Annotated in this window: 18 protein-coding genes and 1 pseudogene; 6 read left to right on the forward strand and 13 right to left on the reverse strand. The window is 58.7% G+C overall.

Features of this window, described 5'->3' with window-relative positions:
- The first annotated feature begins 50 nt into the window (after nucleotides 1-50).
- Nucleotides 51-623, forward strand: a complete 573-nt coding sequence (gene def, locus ACZ1GU_RS04495; protein WP_472646884.1) for a peptide deformylase — start codon at nucleotides 51-53, stop codon at nucleotides 621-623.
- A gap of 30 nt (nucleotides 624-653) precedes the next feature.
- Here the strand turns inward: def and ACZ1GU_RS04500 are convergent, their stop codons facing one another.
- Nucleotides 654-1055 (reverse strand): four-helix bundle copper-binding protein, encoded by a 402-nt coding sequence (locus ACZ1GU_RS04500; protein ID WP_472646885.1) that lies wholly within the window; start codon nucleotides 1053-1055, stop codon nucleotides 654-656.
- 105 nt (nucleotides 1056-1160) lie between these two features.
- On the opposite strand from ACZ1GU_RS04500, the gene ACZ1GU_RS04505 reads away from it, so the two are divergent.
- Complete coding sequence (locus ACZ1GU_RS04505) at nucleotides 1161-2579, forward strand: DNA recombination protein RmuC (protein ID WP_472646886.1); 1419 nt, start codon at nucleotides 1161-1163, stop codon at nucleotides 2577-2579.
- Here ACZ1GU_RS04505 and ACZ1GU_RS04510 read toward each other — a convergent pair whose 3' ends face one another.
- The 7 genes and pseudogenes from ACZ1GU_RS04510 to ACZ1GU_RS04540 form a co-directional block, all read right to left on the reverse strand.
- Nucleotides 2580-3404 carry a TrmH family RNA methyltransferase gene (locus tag ACZ1GU_RS04510; RefSeq protein ID WP_472646887.1) on the reverse strand — a complete coding sequence of 275 codons (825 nt, stop codon included), beginning with the start codon at nucleotides 3402-3404 and terminating at the stop codon, nucleotides 2580-2582.
- The gene (locus tag ACZ1GU_RS04515) at nucleotides 3401-3679 is read right to left on the reverse strand and encodes an HPr family phosphocarrier protein (protein WP_472646888.1); all 279 of its coding nucleotides are present in this window, start codon (nucleotides 3677-3679) and stop codon (nucleotides 3401-3403) included. Before ACZ1GU_RS04515 ends, ACZ1GU_RS04510 begins: the two co-directional genes overlap by 4 nt.
- Before the next feature lie 6 nt (nucleotides 3680-3685).
- Nucleotides 3686-4113, reverse strand: a pseudogene (locus ACZ1GU_RS04520) (PTS sugar transporter subunit IIA).
- 103 nt (nucleotides 4114-4216) lie between these two features.
- Nucleotides 4217-5152 (reverse strand): RNase adapter RapZ, encoded by a 936-nt coding sequence (gene rapZ, locus ACZ1GU_RS04525; protein WP_472646889.1) that lies wholly within the window; start codon nucleotides 5150-5152, stop codon nucleotides 4217-4219.
- A gap of 56 nt (nucleotides 5153-5208) precedes the next feature.
- Nucleotides 5209-5655: an HPr kinase/phosphorylase gene (locus tag ACZ1GU_RS04530; RefSeq protein ID WP_472646890.1), complete on the reverse strand. Its 447-nt coding sequence runs from the start codon at nucleotides 5653-5655 to the stop codon at nucleotides 5209-5211.
- The gene (locus ACZ1GU_RS04535) at nucleotides 5622-7193 is read right to left on the reverse strand and encodes a sensor histidine kinase (protein ID WP_472646891.1); all 1572 of its coding nucleotides are present in this window, start codon (nucleotides 7191-7193) and stop codon (nucleotides 5622-5624) included. Before ACZ1GU_RS04535 ends, ACZ1GU_RS04530 begins: the two co-directional genes overlap by 34 nt.
- On the reverse strand, nucleotides 7186-7935 hold the full coding sequence (locus ACZ1GU_RS04540; RefSeq protein ID WP_472646892.1) for a response regulator: 750 nt from the start codon (nucleotides 7933-7935) through the stop codon (nucleotides 7186-7188). The genes ACZ1GU_RS04535 and ACZ1GU_RS04540 overlap by 8 nt, the downstream gene beginning before the upstream one ends.
- A gap of 292 nt (nucleotides 7936-8227) precedes the next feature.
- Between ACZ1GU_RS04540 and ACZ1GU_RS04545 the strand changes: the two genes are divergently transcribed.
- The gene (locus ACZ1GU_RS04545; RefSeq protein WP_472646893.1) at nucleotides 8228-9844 is read left to right on the forward strand and encodes a phosphoenolpyruvate carboxykinase; all 1617 of its coding nucleotides are present in this window, start codon (nucleotides 8228-8230) and stop codon (nucleotides 9842-9844) included.
- 58 nt (nucleotides 9845-9902) lie between these two features.
- Here the strand turns inward: ACZ1GU_RS04545 and ACZ1GU_RS04550 are convergent, their stop codons facing one another.
- Complete coding sequence (locus tag ACZ1GU_RS04550; RefSeq protein ID WP_472646894.1) at nucleotides 9903-10889, reverse strand: endonuclease/exonuclease/phosphatase family protein; 987 nt, start codon at nucleotides 10887-10889, stop codon at nucleotides 9903-9905.
- 131 nt (nucleotides 10890-11020) lie between these two features.
- On the opposite strand from ACZ1GU_RS04550, the gene ACZ1GU_RS04555 reads away from it, so the two are divergent.
- Nucleotides 11021-11344, forward strand: a complete 324-nt coding sequence (locus ACZ1GU_RS04555; RefSeq protein ID WP_472646895.1) for a hypothetical protein — start codon at nucleotides 11021-11023, stop codon at nucleotides 11342-11344.
- A 30-nt stretch (nucleotides 11345-11374) separates the two neighbouring features.
- On the forward strand, nucleotides 11375-11905 hold the full coding sequence (locus ACZ1GU_RS04560) for a DUF937 domain-containing protein (RefSeq protein WP_472646896.1): 531 nt from the start codon (nucleotides 11375-11377) through the stop codon (nucleotides 11903-11905).
- A 43-nt stretch (nucleotides 11906-11948) separates the two neighbouring features.
- Here ACZ1GU_RS04560 and ACZ1GU_RS04565 read toward each other — a convergent pair whose 3' ends face one another.
- The 3 genes from ACZ1GU_RS04565 to ACZ1GU_RS04575 are packed head-to-tail and all read right to left on the reverse strand — an operon-like array spanning nucleotide 11949 to nucleotide 15893.
- Nucleotides 11949-13574 carry an FAD-dependent oxidoreductase gene (locus ACZ1GU_RS04565; RefSeq protein WP_472646897.1) on the reverse strand — a complete coding sequence of 542 codons (1626 nt, stop codon included), beginning with the start codon at nucleotides 13572-13574 and terminating at the stop codon, nucleotides 11949-11951.
- A gap of 36 nt (nucleotides 13575-13610) precedes the next feature.
- A complete protein-coding gene (locus tag ACZ1GU_RS04570) occupies nucleotides 13611-15467 on the reverse strand; it encodes a DUF885 domain-containing protein (RefSeq protein ID WP_472646899.1) in 1857 nt (618 codons plus the stop codon).
- 36 nt (nucleotides 15468-15503) lie between these two features.
- The gene (locus ACZ1GU_RS04575; protein ID WP_472646901.1) at nucleotides 15504-15893 is read right to left on the reverse strand and encodes a DUF3597 domain-containing protein; all 390 of its coding nucleotides are present in this window, start codon (nucleotides 15891-15893) and stop codon (nucleotides 15504-15506) included.
- Between the two features lie 99 nt (nucleotides 15894-15992).
- Here ACZ1GU_RS04575 and ACZ1GU_RS04580 point away from each other — a divergent pair, with 99 nt between their 5' ends.
- Nucleotides 15993-16196: a hypothetical protein gene (locus tag ACZ1GU_RS04580; RefSeq protein ID WP_472646902.1), complete on the forward strand. Its 204-nt coding sequence runs from the start codon at nucleotides 15993-15995 to the stop codon at nucleotides 16194-16196.
- Between the two features lie 39 nt (nucleotides 16197-16235).
- On the opposite strand, the gene ACZ1GU_RS04585 is transcribed toward ACZ1GU_RS04580, so the two are convergent.
- Complete coding sequence (locus ACZ1GU_RS04585; RefSeq protein ID WP_472646904.1) at nucleotides 16236-16934, reverse strand: energy transducer TonB; 699 nt, start codon at nucleotides 16932-16934, stop codon at nucleotides 16236-16238.
- Nucleotides 16935-17028: the final 94 nt, after the last annotated feature.

Genomic DNA, 17028 nt, shown 5'->3' on the forward strand with positions numbered 1-17028 from the left:
ATCGAAGCATCACGCTTGCGGGCCTCGCCGACACGCACTAAATTAGTGCCATGGCTATTCGTGAAATCCTTGAAGTGCCGGATCCCCGGCTAAAAGTTGTGTCTGAACCGGTAAAGCCGGAAGAGTTCAATGATGAACTCAAGACGCTCGTCGAAGATATGTTTGAAACCATGTATGACGCGCCGGGCATTGGCCTTGCCGCAATCCAAGTCGGCGTGCCCAAGCGCGTGCTGGTGATTGATCTTCAGCCGGAAGACCCCGATGCCGAACCAGTCGAGTGCGAGCATGACGGGCACAAGCACACGCATCCTGCGACCAAGAAAGAGCCGCGCACCTTCATCAACCCAGAAATACTCGATCCTGCGAAGGAGCTTGCGACCTATCAGGAAGGCTGCTTGTCAGTCCCAGAGATCTATGCCGATGTTGATCGTCCGGCGACCTGCCGCGTTAGGTATCAGGACCTTGATGGCAACACGCATGAAGAGAATATGGAAGGCCTGATGGCGACCTGTATCCAGCACGAAATGGACCACCTTGAGGGGATCTTGTTTATCGACCACCTCAGCCGTTTGAAACGCGGCATGGCTCTGAAGAAGCTAAAGAAACTGCGTCAGGCTGCTTGATAGCCCGTAGCTGAATCGGGCTGTTTCCGATCAATCGTGCCGCAGCGTGTGAAGCGCCTTTTTCACGTCCTCAATCACTTCCTGGCACATCCGCGCGCAGCGTTTGCAATGCGCATCGTCATGCTTTGCGCAATGTTCTAGGCATTGTTCGCACGCGATCACGCAGGCGGCCCCCACAGCTTTGACGGTCGGAATGTTTTCGCCTGTGCGGCGCGAGCCGACGCGATAAAACGCCGTGCACGCGTCTGATGCATCGAGACACCGCCGGATACATTCTGCCCTCTCTTTGGCGTCAGCTTCCGCCAGACAAGCATCGGCACACGAATTGATGATGGCGGCGCCATACATCGCGTGCTTCACCGCTTCGCCTAGCTCCGCGTGGTAATCGTCACCCACTGTAGGGTGTTCCTGAATCATCTCTTTGATCGACATTGAAACTCTCCTCTCTGTTGAGAAAGCGCACGGCATTGGGGATTGGTTCCGTTTTGGCCGGTTTAGTCGCTTGGCTCGCTGCTCTGTTCCAGCTATGTTCCCATCATGGACGCAAATGTAATTATCGCGATCGTTGCAATCGCTGCCTTGCTGATCGGCGGGACGTTGGGCTGGTTTTTCGGCTCGCGTCCGGTCGCAGACCTCAAAACCCGGCTGAGCGAGAAGGAAGGCGAATTCAAACAAGCCATCGCTGAATTGGGCGAAGCGCGGATCGAAGTCTCCGCTTTGGGTGAGCGCGCCGCGCGCGCGGATGCGCTGGCAGGCGATCTCGACAAAGCGCGGGCGGAAAACGCACAGTTTCAGGCTGAGCGAGCAGGGTTTGCGGAGCAGAAACGCCTGCTGGAAGAGAGCCGTGATAAGCTGCTCAAGGAATTTGAGAACACCGGCGCGGCAGTGCTGGGCAAGGCGCAAGAAGCGTTCCTCAAACGCGCCGAAGAGCGCTTCAAGCAATCTGAAGAAACGGGTGAGGCCAAGATCAAGGCGCTGCTCAATCCGGTCGGAGAGCGGCTCGAAAAGTACGAAAAACAGGTCGAGACGCTAGAGAGCCAGCGCAAGGATGCGTTCGGGCAGCTACACGGCCTAATCCAGTCCATGCGCGACGGTCAGGAGCAGGTGCGCCGCGAGGCTCAGCGGCTCGGCAATTCGCTTACCAACGCACCCAAAGCTCGCGGGCGTTGGGGCGAGCGGGCGCTGCAGAACCTGCTCGAACAATGCGGACTGGCGCAGCACACCGATTTCATCATGGAGCACTCGGTCGAGACGGATGAAGGCCGTTTACGCCCCGATGCGATCATCAACGTGCCCGGACAGAAGAAGTTGGTAATCGATTCAAAGGTTTCGCTGAACGCATATCAGGCCGCGTTCGAAGCCGATGAAGACGCCGAACGCGACCAGCACTTGGCTATGCATGCAAAATCGATGCGAAACCATGTCCAAACGCTTGGCGCGAAAAGCTACCAGTCGCAATTCGAGGAAGCACCCGATTATGTGATCATGTTCGTGCCGGGCGAACATTTTGTGACTGCCGCGCTGGAGGCTGATCCTCAACTGTGGGATTTCGCTTTTGAACGCCGAGTGCTTCTGGCTACTCCGACCAATCTGGTCGCTATCGCGCGCACGGTAGCGCAAGTCTGGCGGCAGGATGGGCTTGCCAAAGACGCGCAGGAAATTGGGCGGATGGGTGCCGAACTGTACGAGCGCCTTAGCGTTGCGGCTGGCCACCTCAAGCGCGTTGGCGGCGGGCTCGAAAGCGCGGTCAACAATTACAACAAGTTCGTCGGAAGCTTTGAGCGCAACGTCCTCTCCTCTGGCAAACGCCTTGCAGATAAGGGCATCGAGATCGGCAAGCGCGAGATCGAGGATGTGCCGCTCGTAGAAAGCGCACCGCGCTACAATGCGGACGATGCGGTCGAAGCCGATGCGCTGGAGGGCGTTGAGAAGCTTGGGCGCGACGCGGCAGAATAGCTACCTCTCCAACCCCGCCAGCACTTCATACGCCAGTACCGCGCCAGCTACCGCCGCGTTCAGGCTATCCGCGCGGCCCTTCATCGGCATTGTCACGCGCAGGTCGCATTCCGCCTCATAGGCTTCGGGCAAGCCCTGGCTCTCATTGCCGACCATTACGAAGCACGGCGCCCGATAGGCGGCTTCGCGATAGGGTTCGGCATCCCGCAGGCTCGCTGCGACCAATTGCCCCGCGCCGCCGCGCAGCCACGGGACAAACTCTTCCCAGCTCGCCTGCGCGATTCTCTGCGTGAACACCGCTCCCATGCTCGCGCGCACAGCTTCGGCGCTGAATGGATCGGCGCAGTCGTCTATCAGGATCAGCCCGCCTGCGCCCACGGCGTCGCCGGTACGCAGCATCGTGCCAAGATTGCCAGGATCGCGCAGGTCCTGAGCGACCAGCCAGATCTTCGCAGCATCGCGGTCGATCGCATCAAGCGATGTATCGAACTCATCGAATAGGCCGACAACGCTTTGTGCGTTCGATTTTCCAGTGATCTTGGTGAGGATGTCAGGTGTGGTGGTGATGACTTCGCCACCAGCTTCGCGAACGTCGCGTTCCAAAGCGTCGAGCAAAGGGTGCGGGTCGCGCACTTCAGCCATGACTAGCGACTGTGGAACATGCCGACATTCGCGCGCATCCGTCAGCAGTCGCAAGCCTTCGGCCAAGAATTGACCTGCCCGCTTGCGATGCTTTTTATCGCGCAGAGAGCGTAGATATTTGACGGTCGGATTGGAAAAGCCGGTGATGTACTTGCGCGCTTCACCCATGCGGTCGGTGCTCATTCCTCACCGAAGCCATTGCCGACGAGTGCACAAAGGTCTGCTAGCACCTCGTCTGCACCATCACCTTCCACAATAAGCTCGACAATGTCGCCTTTGGCTGCGCCCAGCATCATCAGGCCCAGGATCGACCCACCGGCAGCTTCGTTGCCGTCCTTTGCTACGCGGACCTTTACGGTTTCGGGCAGCGCGCTGACTGCGCCGACAAACTTGGCGCTGGCGCGTGCGTGCAGGCCGCGTTGGTTGACGATTTCCATGGTCCGACGCTTCTCGCCCATCGCAGTCTACGCCTTGGCCTCGGCAGGCTTTGCATCATCGCCCAGCAATTCGCTCGCGACTGTGATATAATTGCGTCCTGCCTCCTGCGCGGCCTGGACAGCTTCGTTGACGTTCATGCTTTTGCGAGCACCGGCGAGCCGGATCAGCATTGGCAGATTAATCCCGGCGATCACTTCCACCTTGCCCGCATCAAGCAGCGAAATTGCGAGATTAGAGGGCGTGCCCCCGAACAAATCGGTGAGGACGATCACGCCGTCACCGCCGTCCACCTGAGTTATCGCATCGGCAATATCGGTGCGGCGCTGCTCGACGTCATCGTCTGGCCCAATGCACACAGTCGCCAGATTGTCTTGCGGACCAACAACGTGCTCCATCGCTTCCACGAATTGTTCAGCCAAACGGTACCGTGCGTGACCAAAATCAAACCGATCATGTGTGAAACTCGGGTCCGTTATCTCGTTCTGTTACCAGCTCGCATCGCATCGCAAAGCAGCTGGAGGCCGAAGCCAAATCATGACGGTCCAGGCTCATACGTGTCACCGACGCTCGATTTCGTCGGCGGCGCGCGAGCCAAGATTGCGGTGCCGGACAGTGGGCGAAAATCCGGCATCACGCAAGTCTTGCGCCATCCGTTCAGCGGTAAAGACAGAGCGGTGTCTCCCGCCGGTACAACCGAATGCGACGTGGACGTATGACTTCCCCTGCGCTTCATAGCGCGGGAGGAGGGTTAGCAATAGTTCGCGAATTTGGGCATAGGCCGGGGCGAAACCAGGGTCTTGCCCAATATGAGCGCCGACCGGCTCATCCTGGCCTGTGAGTTCGCGCAAGCCCTCGACCCAGTGTGGATTGTCGAGGAAGCGCATATCGAAAACCAGATCGGCGAGCGGCGGCATGCCGCGGGCAAATCCGAAGCTTGAGATTGTGAGCGTCGTCGGTTGTCCGGTCGCATCGCTGAACAGATCGCGCACATGGTTTTGCAACTGGTTGGTTTTAAGTTCGGTCGTATCGACGACGATGTCAGCCCAGCGGCGCAATGGATCGAGCAGTTCGCGCTCCGCCTTGATCCCTTCCTGCAACGGCCGTCCTTGTGCCATTGGATGGCGGCGGCGTGTCTCGTTGAAGCGCCGCTCAATCTCTCCGCTGGCGCAGTCGATATACATAAAGGTGATCGATAGATCGCTGCGCGTCGAGAGGTCTTTGACCAGCTTGATTATGTTGGCGGGCACAAAGCCGCGTGTGCGCGAATCAAAGCCGATTGCGAGCGGTGCTGTCTGATTGTTCGGGCTGGAGATCAGGCCGCGCAACAACCGCACTGGAAAGTTATCGATAGTCTCCCAACCCATGTCTTCGAGCACGTCGAGAGTGGTCGACTTGCCGGCACCCGATAATCCGGTGACAAGCAAGATGCGTTGGCGATCATCTGACACCGGTGATGGGGCCACGTCGCTTGAGGGAGAATCGGTCTCTGGCATAGTCAGAGCACGGTAATCCGCGTCCGGTTAAATGAATGCAACACCATGTTTTGAGGTTATTGGCTGAGACCATGAAATTTAAGCGCCCAAAGCGCGCGTTCGGCGGGGGCGATATCACCCGGTGTAAAGGGCAGGCGGGGGATAGACACGCCTGATACTTCGCGCATTTCCGCCGTTTCTCGATATCTTGGCGCATCGCCCGTCAATGTCAGAATGAGCGAGAGCGGCGCGCTGACCGGTGTTAGCTCGACAATTCCAACCCCGCGAATTTCGAGCTTGCCTGCAATATTGGGGGGAGGATGAGCGAAGACCCGCCCCCCATCTTTGACCAATTCGACACCATCGTCCCCGATCAATTTGGCACCGCGCTCAATCAAGGCCAAAGCGAGCGAACTTTTACCGCTTCCCGGCTCGCCTTCCAGCATCAGCGCGCGGCCATCAATCGCAACGGCGCTGGCTTGAACCAACGTCACGGTGCGGCGGGCAATTCGAGCCGCAGGCAAGCCCCGGATTTCCCGTCGGGCCGAGGCTCCGCGATCAGTGAGCCGTCATGCGCCTCTGCGATGGCGCGTGCGATTGCAAGGCCAAGCCCTGAGTGATTTCCGAAGTCTTCGCTATCGGGTCGGACCGAATGGAAGCGATGGAATACCTTCTCGCGCGAGTCCTCGGGGATACCTGGTCCATCATCGCACACCGTCAAGACGATGCGATCTCCGTCATTGTCGATGTCGACCCGAATGGGCGCATCGGGCGGTGAGAATGAGACGGCGTTGTCGAGCAGATTTTCAACGACACGCTCAAGCCGCGCGCCAACGCCGACAACAGTGGCGGCATAGCCGCGCGCAGTCAGTACAATCTCGCGGTCGCGGTTTTCTGCTCGGTCCTCGCGGCTGCCGATAATCGCCCGCACCAGATCGGACAGATCGAGCCGTTCCAGCGTGGCGCGCGACATTTCCGCGTCGATCCGGCTGGCATCGGAGATTTCGCTGACCAGACGGTCAATTCGCCGCACGTCGTGCGTCGCAATATCCGTCAGCTTTTCGCGGGTTTCAGCGTCTTTGACACGCGGCAGGGACTCGATGGCGCTGCGCAAAGAGGCGAGCGGGTTCTTGATCTCATGCGCGACATCGGCAGCGAAGCTGTCGACCGCATCAATCCGGTGCCGGAGCGCGCCCGTCATATCCGACACCGCGCGCGCAAGCAGGCCGATTTCGTCGCCACGCTCGGGCAAGCGGGGCACTTCGACCTCGCGCTCGCGGCCTTGGCGCACGCGCACAGCCGCTTTCGCAAGCAGCCGCAACGGCGTGACAATGGTACGTGCAAGAAACAGAGAGAGCAGGATCGACGCAAATAGCACCACCAGAACGGCGATCACCAATGTCGAACGCGCTGCTCGCACCGCCTCGGTAATGTCGACTGCATTGCGGGTGGTCAGCAAAGTCGCGCCGTTCAGCCCAACCGGGGCGGCAGCGGTGATCACCGGTGTTCCGTCGCGCCAGTCATATAGGGTGATCTGGCTTACACCTTCTTCGCGGGCGGCCACCAGTTCGGGCCAGGCATCGGCAGTTTCGGAATCGGGCTCGACATAGTCGGTCACCGCTTCAGCGCTGACGATGGTATCGACGGTCCGGTCCATCCAGCGTGCGAATTGCTGGTTCCAATCGTCGTCCGAAATGTCGTCGAATTCGAATGCCGGACCATCTTCATCGAGCGCGAAACTGTCTGCCCATAGGAGCCCTTCGGAATCGAACATGCGCAGCCGCATCCGCTGTTCCTTGCCGATCTGGACGAGCAAAGCTTCTTGCCGTTCACGGGTTGCGCCGGCCAATGCCTCAGCGGTAATCTGCGCCTCGATCCGTGCGAGTTTGAAGCGTTCACCGATCAATTGCGTACGATAGCTGTCGATGTAAAAGAGACCGCCGCCCAGTACCATCAATGGCAGCAGGTTCACAGCGAGAATGCGCGCCGTAAGGGAGAAGCGCCCCATGAAACTGAGCCGCTCCACCTTCTGGCCTAACGTAGGTGCGTTGGATTCATCCATCGGTGAAGCTGTAACCGGCTCCGTAAAGCGTATCGATGGCTGCGAAGTCCGGATCGACATTGCGGAATTTGCGCCGCATCCGTTTGATATGGCTATCGACTGTCCGGTCATCGACGAAGATGTCGTCGGGATAGGCCGCGTCCATCAATTGATTGCGGCTTTTGATGACGCCCGGGCGCGCCGCGAGAGCCTCCAGGATGAGAAATTCCGTTACCGTAAGGCTAACCGGACGATCATCCCAGGTCACGTGATGCCTAGCCGGATCCATAAACAGTCGAGCGGTTGAAATGCTCGGATTGGCCGGCGCGATCTCCTGCGGCTCGATGCCAAGCGGTTTGTGCGGATCAGCGCGACGCAAAATGGCGCGTATGCGTGCAATCAAAAGCCGCTGACTGAATGGCTTGGCGATGTAGTCATCGGCGCCCAGTTGAAGGCCCAGTTCCTCGTCAATCTCGTCGTCTTTCGAAGTGAGGAATATGACCGGCAGATCAGTCCGTTCGCGCACACGGCGAAGCAATTCGAGTCCGTCCATTTTCGGCATTTTGATATCGAAGACGGCGAGGTCAGGCGGGTTTTCGACCAACGCTTTGAGCGCGGTTTCACCGTCCGAATAAAGACGCGTTTTAAACCCTTCGGCTTGCAATGCGATCGATACCGTCGTCAGGATGTTGCGATCATCGTCGACCAGAGCAATGGTCACTTCGTCACCATGATCCGAACTCTCGCCGTTAGTCTCGCTCATTCATCACCTTTTCTGGGCGGGTAGGCAGCTGAAAACCAATCCGCTTGCGACTATGATTAGCCGGTAAATCGCGCACAAACAACGCAGCAATATAGGCCGCCTCAGACTTGCGATTTGAGCAGGTGATATTGCGCTTCGTGCGTTTGACGCAATCTCCCACCTCCTTTATGCACACGTATGCATAAGGGGTCTGTGCAGGCGCCGGGCTAACCGATTCTCTGATGGGAACGCAGCCTGGTTTTGACGATCCTGCTCTGCCTCTTCCGGCGAAATTTGGTTCAGGAGACTATCGTTGACCCCGCTTGCCCAATCCCTTTCAGATCAGGGAATTTCCGTTTCGGCCAATGTTCACGCCAATTTCGGCACTCCTGAACTGGTTGAGGCTTCGATCGCTGCTGGCGAGGGTTCGCTGTCAAAGCATGGCGCCTTGGTCGTGAAGACCGGCGCGAAAACCGGACGCAGCGCGAATGACAAGTTCATCGTTCGCGATGAAACCACCGAAGAGACCGTTTGGTGGGGCAAGGTCAATAAGGGCATGACGCCCGAACATTTCGCCAATCTGAAGGCTGACTTCATGGCGGCTCTGGGCGAGAAAGACACGCTCTACGTGGCTGACCTGTTCGGCGGGTCTCAGCCGGAGCACCGCGTCAATGTGCGCGTGATCAACGAGCTGGCGTGGCACAATCTGTTCATCCGCACTCTGCTGGTGCGCCCGACCGTGGACGAGCTGGCGGATTTCGCACCCGAATATACAATCATCGATCTGCCGTCGTTCAAGGCTGATCCAGCGCGTCACGGGACCAACAGCGAAACCGTGATCGCGGTGAACCTGACCGAAAAACTGATCCTGATTGGCGGCACGCGTTACGCGGGCGAGATGAAGAAGAGCGTCTTCGGTATTCTCAACTACCTGCTGCCAACCAAAGGCGTTATGCCGATGCATTGCTCTGCCAATATCAGCGCCGAAGGTGAGACAGCGGTCTTCTTTGGCCTGTCGGGCACTGGCAAGACGACGCTCTCCGCTGACGCCTCGCGCACGTTGATTGGCGATGACGAACATGGCTGGTCAGACACCGCTGTCTTCAATTTCGAAGGCGGTTGCTATGCGAAAATGATCCGCCTTTCCGAAGAGGCAGAGCCCGAGATTTATGCCACAACCAAAATGTTCGGCACGGTGCTCGAGAACGTAGTGATGGACGAGCAGACCCGCGAGCTCGACTTTGACGATAACGCGCTCGCCGAAAATACCCGCGGCGCTTACCCGATCCATTACATCCCGAACACGAGCGAGAAGAACCTCGGCCCGGTGCCGAAGAATGTCGTGATGCTCACCGCCGATGCGTTTGGCGTGTTGCCTCCGATTGCGCGTTTGACGCCGGAGCAGGCGATGTACCACTTCCTGTCGGGCTACACCGCGAAAGTGGCGGGCACGGAAATCGGTGTGACCGAGCCGGAAGCAACCTTTTCGACCTGCTTTGGCGCGCCCTTCATGCCGCGCCACCCGAGCGTTTACGGCAACCTCTTGAAAGAGCGGATCGCCAAAGGCGGGGTGCAGTGCTGGCTCCTCAACACCGGCTGGACCGGCGGCAAATATGGCGTCGGCAACCGTATGCCGATTAAGGCGACCCGCGCGCTCCTCAACGCTGCCCTTGATGGCGACCTCGATAATGTCGAATATCGCCGCGATGACAATTTCGGCTTTGACGTACCGGTGCATGTGCCGGTTCTCGCCGAGCAGGGTATCGATCAGACGATCCTCAATCCGCGCGATACATGGGCCGACAAAGACGAATACGACGCGACAGCGATGAAGCTGGTGCAGCTGTTCATCGAAAACTTTGCCGAGTTTGAAAGCCACGTTGACGAAGGCGTCCGTCAGGCCGCACCGGCAAAGCCGGTGGCCGCCTGACTCGATTCAAAGTTGGAGAGGAAAGCCCCGCCCGGCAGAAAGACCGGTGCGGGGCTTTTTAAATCCGGCCCTCGATATTGATCGGTCGCGGCAGGCAAAACCGCGCTAAGACTGCCCGGTGATCTGACCCGTTCGATTCCAGCACTTCGAATTCGGCAATCTCCACCTCGCCTTTGACCATAATCTGATCAAGCGGCCATCCAAACGGCAGCGAAAATGCCGGGAAGGTTGGATAGGTGCCGCGTCCTATGCGGGGATCTCGCCAGTCGCCTTCGACACGAAAAGCAGTCGTCGTGGAGGACCACGGCACATCGTTGAAATCGCCCATCGCGATGGCCCCTGCAATTTCGCCATCGGCACGCTCCGCGGCGCGTAGAATGCTGCGGTCGCGTTCGTCGGTATTCTGTCCGGGCAGCGGCGCTTTTGGATGCAACCCTGTAAAACGGATCAGATCCACGTCGCTTGCCCGCAGCAACGCATAAAGCGTGGGCGTATCCTCACCCGGTTTCTCGCTGATATCGGTGTCGACTGTCGCAACGCGGCTAGCGAATACCTTGCCGAAAGTGTCGTTCTGCGGATGTGTGCGCACATTGGGATAGCGCGCGAGGAGCGGCTGCAACGCTTCGACCCATTGGCTATCCGTTTCTGTGAGGAACAGAAGGTCAGGATCATACTTTTCGACCTGCGCGATCAGACGTGCGAAGTCGCGGTTGGTCATTTTCACATTGCCGGAATAGGCGGTGAAGCACTGATCGGCAGGCGCGTCTTGCGCAAACTCCAGATCGTTCGGCGCAAATTCCGCATAGGGCCAGATCCGCCAGAGATTGATCAGGATTGCCACTCCGAAAAGCGCAGCGAGCACGCCCCTGCGATTGGTAGGGAGCAGGATGGCAATCACGAATACCACGACCAGGAAATAGGTCAGGATTTCGCGCACAAGATCGATCTGCCTCACTAGCCAAAAGTTGGTCGGCAGAAGCGATGATATCGTTGCAATGACCGCGATCACGCCGAGCGTAATTAATAACCAACTGGCGAATTTCATATTTTGTCCCTTCGCCTATCCAATTCGACAGAAGACGACGGGTTCCGAAGCAAAGAGACTAGTTTCAGGTTTGCCCTTTCAATTCCTCTCGGGACGGTGCATCTTCCTCGTCCAACAAAAGGAGCGGGATCATGAGTATACTCGATGGCATACTGAAAAATATCGGCGGCGCACCGGACGATGTGGCGAACCTCGCAGAGAAGGTCGGCATCGATCCATCTATGGCGGAACAAGCCATCGCAGCTCTGGGTCAGACCCATCAGCTTGACGGAGATACCGTCGAACTGGCGGCGGAGAAAACCGGTCTCGATACAGGCGTACTCAGCCAGATTGTTGACCAGATTGGCGGCGAAGGCTCGCTTTCCAGCTTTGCCTCGATGATCGACAAGGATGGCGATGGCAATCCTATCAACGATGTGATGGATATGGCCAAAGGCTTCTTCGGCAAGAAATAAGCGCGAGCGCGCTCAAATGGGAGAGCAGACATGAGCCTAGCGCAAATGTTGCAGCAGACTGGCGCTATCAGTGCGATGGCGAACGAACTGGGAATTGATGAGGGAATGGCCAAGACCGCTGCCGGCGCTTTGCTGCCAGCTATTGTCGCCGGCATGGGACGCAGCGCCACCGGCGGAACCGCGACGCCTGATCCGATGGGCGGATTGGGCGGCCTTGCAGGAGCGATTCTTGGAGGCGGGTCTGGCAGTGGTCTGGGAGGAGGGCTGCTCGATGCAGTGCTTGGCTCAAGGCCGACCCCGGTCAATCAAGGCAATGACATCCTCGGCAATATCTTCGGCAGTAAGGATGTGAGCCGCTCGGTCGCAGGCGAAGTGTCATCCATGACCGGGATTGACGAAGGCATCCTCAAGAAAATGCTGCCTATCCTTGCCATGGCGGTTGCGGGTTATATGGCCAAGCAGGCGACCGGCGGCGGTGCAAACGCGCCAGCGAGTGGCGGCGGCAGCAATCCGCTCGGCGGAATACTGGGTTCAATCGTCAGCGGGATGATGCGCCGATAGACTCCCAGCATTGCGAGGCCTGCTCAAGCTCCGCTCGCGATCTTCAGTCTTGGGCTTGCTTTAATCCGTCGAGATAGCTCCAGACCTGGCTGACTACGACTGAGCCTTCTCCTACGGCACTGGCGACGCGTTTGACCGAACCGGCGCGCACATCGCCGACCGCGAAGATACCGTCGGTGCCAGTTTCGTAGGGTGAGGGGCGTTCGACCGCGTCGCCGGTCAAGACAAATCCCTTTTTGTCTGTTTCGACCAAACCGGACAGCCACTCGGTATTGGGAGCGGCGCCAATCATGATGAAGAGTGCGCGCGTCTCTTGATGCTCTTCGCCGTCGGGCGTCGTGAATGTGACGCCGTCCAAGTGATCGTCACCGTGGAGCTTGGTCACGGTCGTGTTGTAGTGAATGGTGATGCGCTTGTCGGCCTCTAGCCTGCTGGTGAGATAGCTCGACATCGAGGCCGCCAGACTGTCGGAGCGGACGACCAGATGCACATGCGAGGCTGCGCGTGAAAGGTACATCGCGGCTTGGCCCGCTGAGTTGCCGCCACCGATTACTACAACTTCGGTGTTGCGGCAGAAGCGCGCTTCCATTTCGGTCGCAGCGTAGAAGACGCCTGCGCCCTCGAACTCTTCGAGCCGTTCCAGTGGCAGGCGATTATACTGCACCCCGGTGCTGACCAGGATCGCCCGCGCGCAGACCTCATCGCCATCGTTCAGCGTCGCGCAGAACGTGCCGTCGTCGCGCTTTGCAAGGCCTTCGACCCGGCGCGGCATCGCAAACCGCGTGCCGAACTTGAGCGCTTGAATCTGCCCGCGATAGGTTAGATCCGTGCCGCTGATGCCGGTGGGGAAACCCATGTAGTTTTCGATCCGGCTAGACGTACCCGCCTGGCCGCCGATCGCCATATCTTCGACCACCAGTGCCTCAAGCCCTTCCGAGCCTGCATAGACCGCAGCTGCGACACCAGCGGGTCCGCCGCCCACGATCAGCAGATCAACGACGCGCTCTGAGCAGATATCGAGATCGAGATTGAGGTACTGCGCCACTTTGCGCGGAGTTGGGTCGTCGAGCGTCTCTGACTGGCCGAGAATAACCGACGGCTGATGCCCGGTCAGGTCGCACACCTGAGCGGTCTCATCATCGGTCGCGTCCATATCAAAGCTCTCGAAGGGAATGCGGTTGCGCGCGAGGAACCGCTCGACCGCCTGGACTTTGCCATCGCGATCAGCGCCAATCACTTTGACGGCGCCGTTGCTTTCTTCGAATTGCTTGCGCCGCCGCGCGGAATAGACCGTGATGATATGGTCGGACAGCTCGGGGATGCGACTCATCAACTCCAGCATCGCCTCGCGCGGTGCTTCGATCACCCGGGTCGGTTCAGCCGCCCGCATGCCGAGATAGTTGGTCGCGCCGGATAGGAATCCGATCTCCCCCATGAACTGCGTTGGGCCGAGCCCATGCTCAAATTTGCGTTCGCCCGTGTACGGATCGACGACCTCAAGCTCGCCTTCGAGCACATAGACAAACTTGTCCATCGGATCGCCGACTTCGGCAACGAAGTCGCCGGCTTCATAGGTTCGCTCCTCACCGATCTCGGCGATTGCATCGACATGGTCCTGCGCCAGCGGGACGCGCGGCATCGTCTCAAGATCAAGGCCAAGGCGTTCCATATGTTTCTCCTGAAATGGGGCAGGACAGATGTGGGGTCAGGTGCGGGCACCTGCAATATAGCGGTCTACATTCTTGGCGACGACATCGAGCGGAGAGTTGCCGCCGAGAATGACAGCCGTGTTGAACGCCTTGAAATCGTAAGCGCCGCCCAGTTCGGCCTCGGCGCGGGCCCGCTGGCGAACTATCTCGCTGTGCCCGATCTTGTACGAACATGCTTGGCCGGGCCAGCTGCAATATCGATCGACTTCGCTCGCGACTTCCTCATATTTCGAGCCATTGCGCTCGACGAAGAACTGGCGCGCTTGCTCTCGGCTCCAACGCTTGTGGTGGAGGCCCGTGTCGACCACCAGGCGGCAGGCGCGGAATGCGAGGCTTTGCAGGTAACCCAACCGTCCGACTTTGAAGTCGTCATAGGCTCCAAGCTCATCGGCGAGTTGTTCGCCATAGAGTGCCCAGCCTTCGCTGAATGCACCAAAAGCGAGGATAGAGCGGATCAGTGGCAACCTGTTCGAGTATTCACCCTCCCACACATGGCCGGGGATCGCCTCGTGATAGGTGAGGTCGGCGAGATCGTATTTGCGGTGCAGATCGGTCGTGCGCAGATTGATCCAGAACCGACCCGGAATGCTGCCATCCTTGCTGCCTGCACCGCCATAGGCGCCGGGCGCGCCGGGTTCTTCATTGGGCGGGATGCGGCGCACTTCCATATTGGGATCGACCAGTTCGTTGAAGGCGCGCGGCATTTGCGCTTTGATCCATTCAATGCGCTCGTCAATGAAAGCGAAGATCTCTTCCCGCCCTGGATCGCCCTCGGCAAATTTGTAGCGCGGGTCCCGGCTCAAAGCCTGCATCCGCTCGCCAACGCTGCCGGTGGAATAGCCGATTTCCTTGAGTATCGGGTCCATTCGGCCATGCAGCTCGGCAAGCTCATCGAGCCCCTGTTGGTGGATCTCATCCGGCGTCATATCGGTCGTGGTCGAAGCGCTGGTGGCCCAGGCGTAATACTCTTCGCCTTGCGGCTGGCTCCACATGCCCGGATCGCTGTCCGCTTCTGCGCGCTGGGTTTTCAATTCTTCCAACTGACGTTCAAGCGCTTCGGCAATCGGCCCGCTCACCAAGGCCTTCACGGCTCCAGAGGAGAGCGTTGGCAATTCGGCCTTTTCAAGATTGGCGATCAGATCATTGACGTAAAGCTCGCCCGATTTCGCGCTTGCAATCGTGCTCTCCATCTGGCCGATCGCCTTGTCGAGCAGGAAGTCTGGCGGGACGAGGCCGATCCCGCGCGCCTCTTGCATACGCTGATTCTCGCCATCGAGGACGGCGGGAATCTCGTTCATGCGGCTCAGATAATAGTCGATGTCTTCTGGGTTCGCGAGCGGCTGGCTCGATCCCAGAAAACGCGGCAGATCGATGTATGCACCGGCATTCTGGATGACGACGTAAGGCGCGTTGCGCCAGCTGCCGACAGCGACGTCGCCATAGGGCAGAGCGAAGCCTTCGAGCGCCTTTGAAAACGCGCTTTCGACCACTTCGAAGCTAGTCTGTTGATCCGGGGTCAGATCATCTTTGGGATAGGCAGCTGCGGCGGTGCGCAGCCGTTCCAAAGTGGCGGCGTATTGAGCGCGGCCCTCTGGTCCCGGCGTTCCAAACGTGCCGCGCCAATCCGCATATTGGCCGGTATCGACACCCAGCCCGGTCGCACGTGCAGGCTCATGCGCGAGCATTTCATAGCTGATCCGCTCTAGCGCAGCGTCTGGCTCGACTGCGCCGAACTCGCCGCGATCGCTGCTGAATGCCATTTCCTTACAGCCAGGAAGCAGCGCCAATGTAGAAACGCCGCCAAGCCCAGCGAGGGCCTGACGGCGTGTGAAGTTTAGATTTGTCTCGGTCATGGTCGCTCGTGTTACCGAGCGACCTTGCCAAGTCAATCAGTCACGAAATTCCGCGGGAACCTTGCCACCATTTTTGGCGATTTCCTGCATCGTCTTCTTGTGCAGCCAGATGTTCTCTTCGGCTGTGCCGGAATAATCCGTATCACCCAGTTCGGCTGCCAATTCCTTACGGTTGGCAAAGCTTGGGTCGAGGCCGAGTAGTTTCATCAAGTCGACGATGGAGGTGCGCCAATTGAGCTTGTCCGCGCCGGGCCTTGCATCAAGATTGGCTGCGACATCGACTTCGCTTATCGCTGCTGGCTTTGACGTAGCAGCGGCAGCAGCAGCGCCGATTGCAGCTCCAGCAGACGAGCCTGCATCTTTGCTTTTCGCCTCTTCTTCATCCCCGCCGAAGATTGCATTCTTGATTGAACTGAAAATTCCCATTCCGTCCTCCTTATTTGTCATTATCTTGGGCCACGTGCAGATTGGTTTCCTAGCATGCACGCATGGACAGATAGGTAACAGATAGAGAATGATACGGCCATGAATATCGTCTTGGGAATAGTGATGCTGGCCGCTTTTGCGTTGATTGCGGGTGCGTTTGTGCTGTGGCGGCGGACGGGTGCGCTCAAACAGCCTGCGCTCATGGTGCTGCTCGCCGTAATTGCGATCGCCAATGTGATGATCTGGACCTTGCCAGATGCAAGTGGGACATCGCCGGTCGAACAAATCGAAGCGGCGGAGTAAGACCGGGGACAAGGAGGCTGCCCCCGGCCAATAATTCAATCAATCAGGCAATTGCCAGTTGATCGAGCTTGAGAACGTGCCGGTTGTCGGCGCGCCGTTGCTATCGAGCGCGGGATTGAAACGCGCGCGATCTGTGATCAGTCGGCACGTGGCGGTATCCAACGCGGTGTGGCCGGTCGAGCTGGTGATGGTGCAATTGGACACACGCCCGCTGGCACTGACATCGAGTTTGAAGCGCGCTGTGCCGGTGTATTCGCGCCGCACCCAGATGCTGCGATAATCGCTGTCGGTTACCCAACGCGCCGGGTTGTTTGACGGTTTGGCTCCAACAGGATCAAGCGTGGCTTTTGGAGCGATATCGCCGCCAATGTCACCGCCGAGACCAAGACCCCCTACGTCTACGCCGCCGACGTCTATGTCCCCTCCGAGCGGGGTGAGTTCGCCGGTTGTATCCAGGTCAACGTCGGGCCTGGGCAGGTCGAACGGTGACTCGGGCGCATAAGGATTGGTTAGGGGCGGTTTGATTTCGGGCTGATCGGTTGTTTGCTCAACCGGGTCAGGCGGAGGTGGTGGCTCCGGGGTAAAGACCACTCCTCCGAAAGGCCCGTCTTCTTTTTCCTCGACGACCGCTTTCACCGCGAGACCCACCACCAACAGGCCTGCGAATGCCGCCGGGATTCCGATCGCGCCCATAATGGCGACCGGATCATAGGATTGTTTCTGTGTGACATAGCTCATGGCATTCAAGCTCCTCTCTTCTGGGGAGCGGGCCCTGAACTCTTGCGGCCCAATGGGTTCCGCTCTCTTGCTATGTTACAACATTACATGTCTA

The sequence above is a fragment of the Erythrobacter sp. HA7-11 genome (assembly GCF_055693605.1).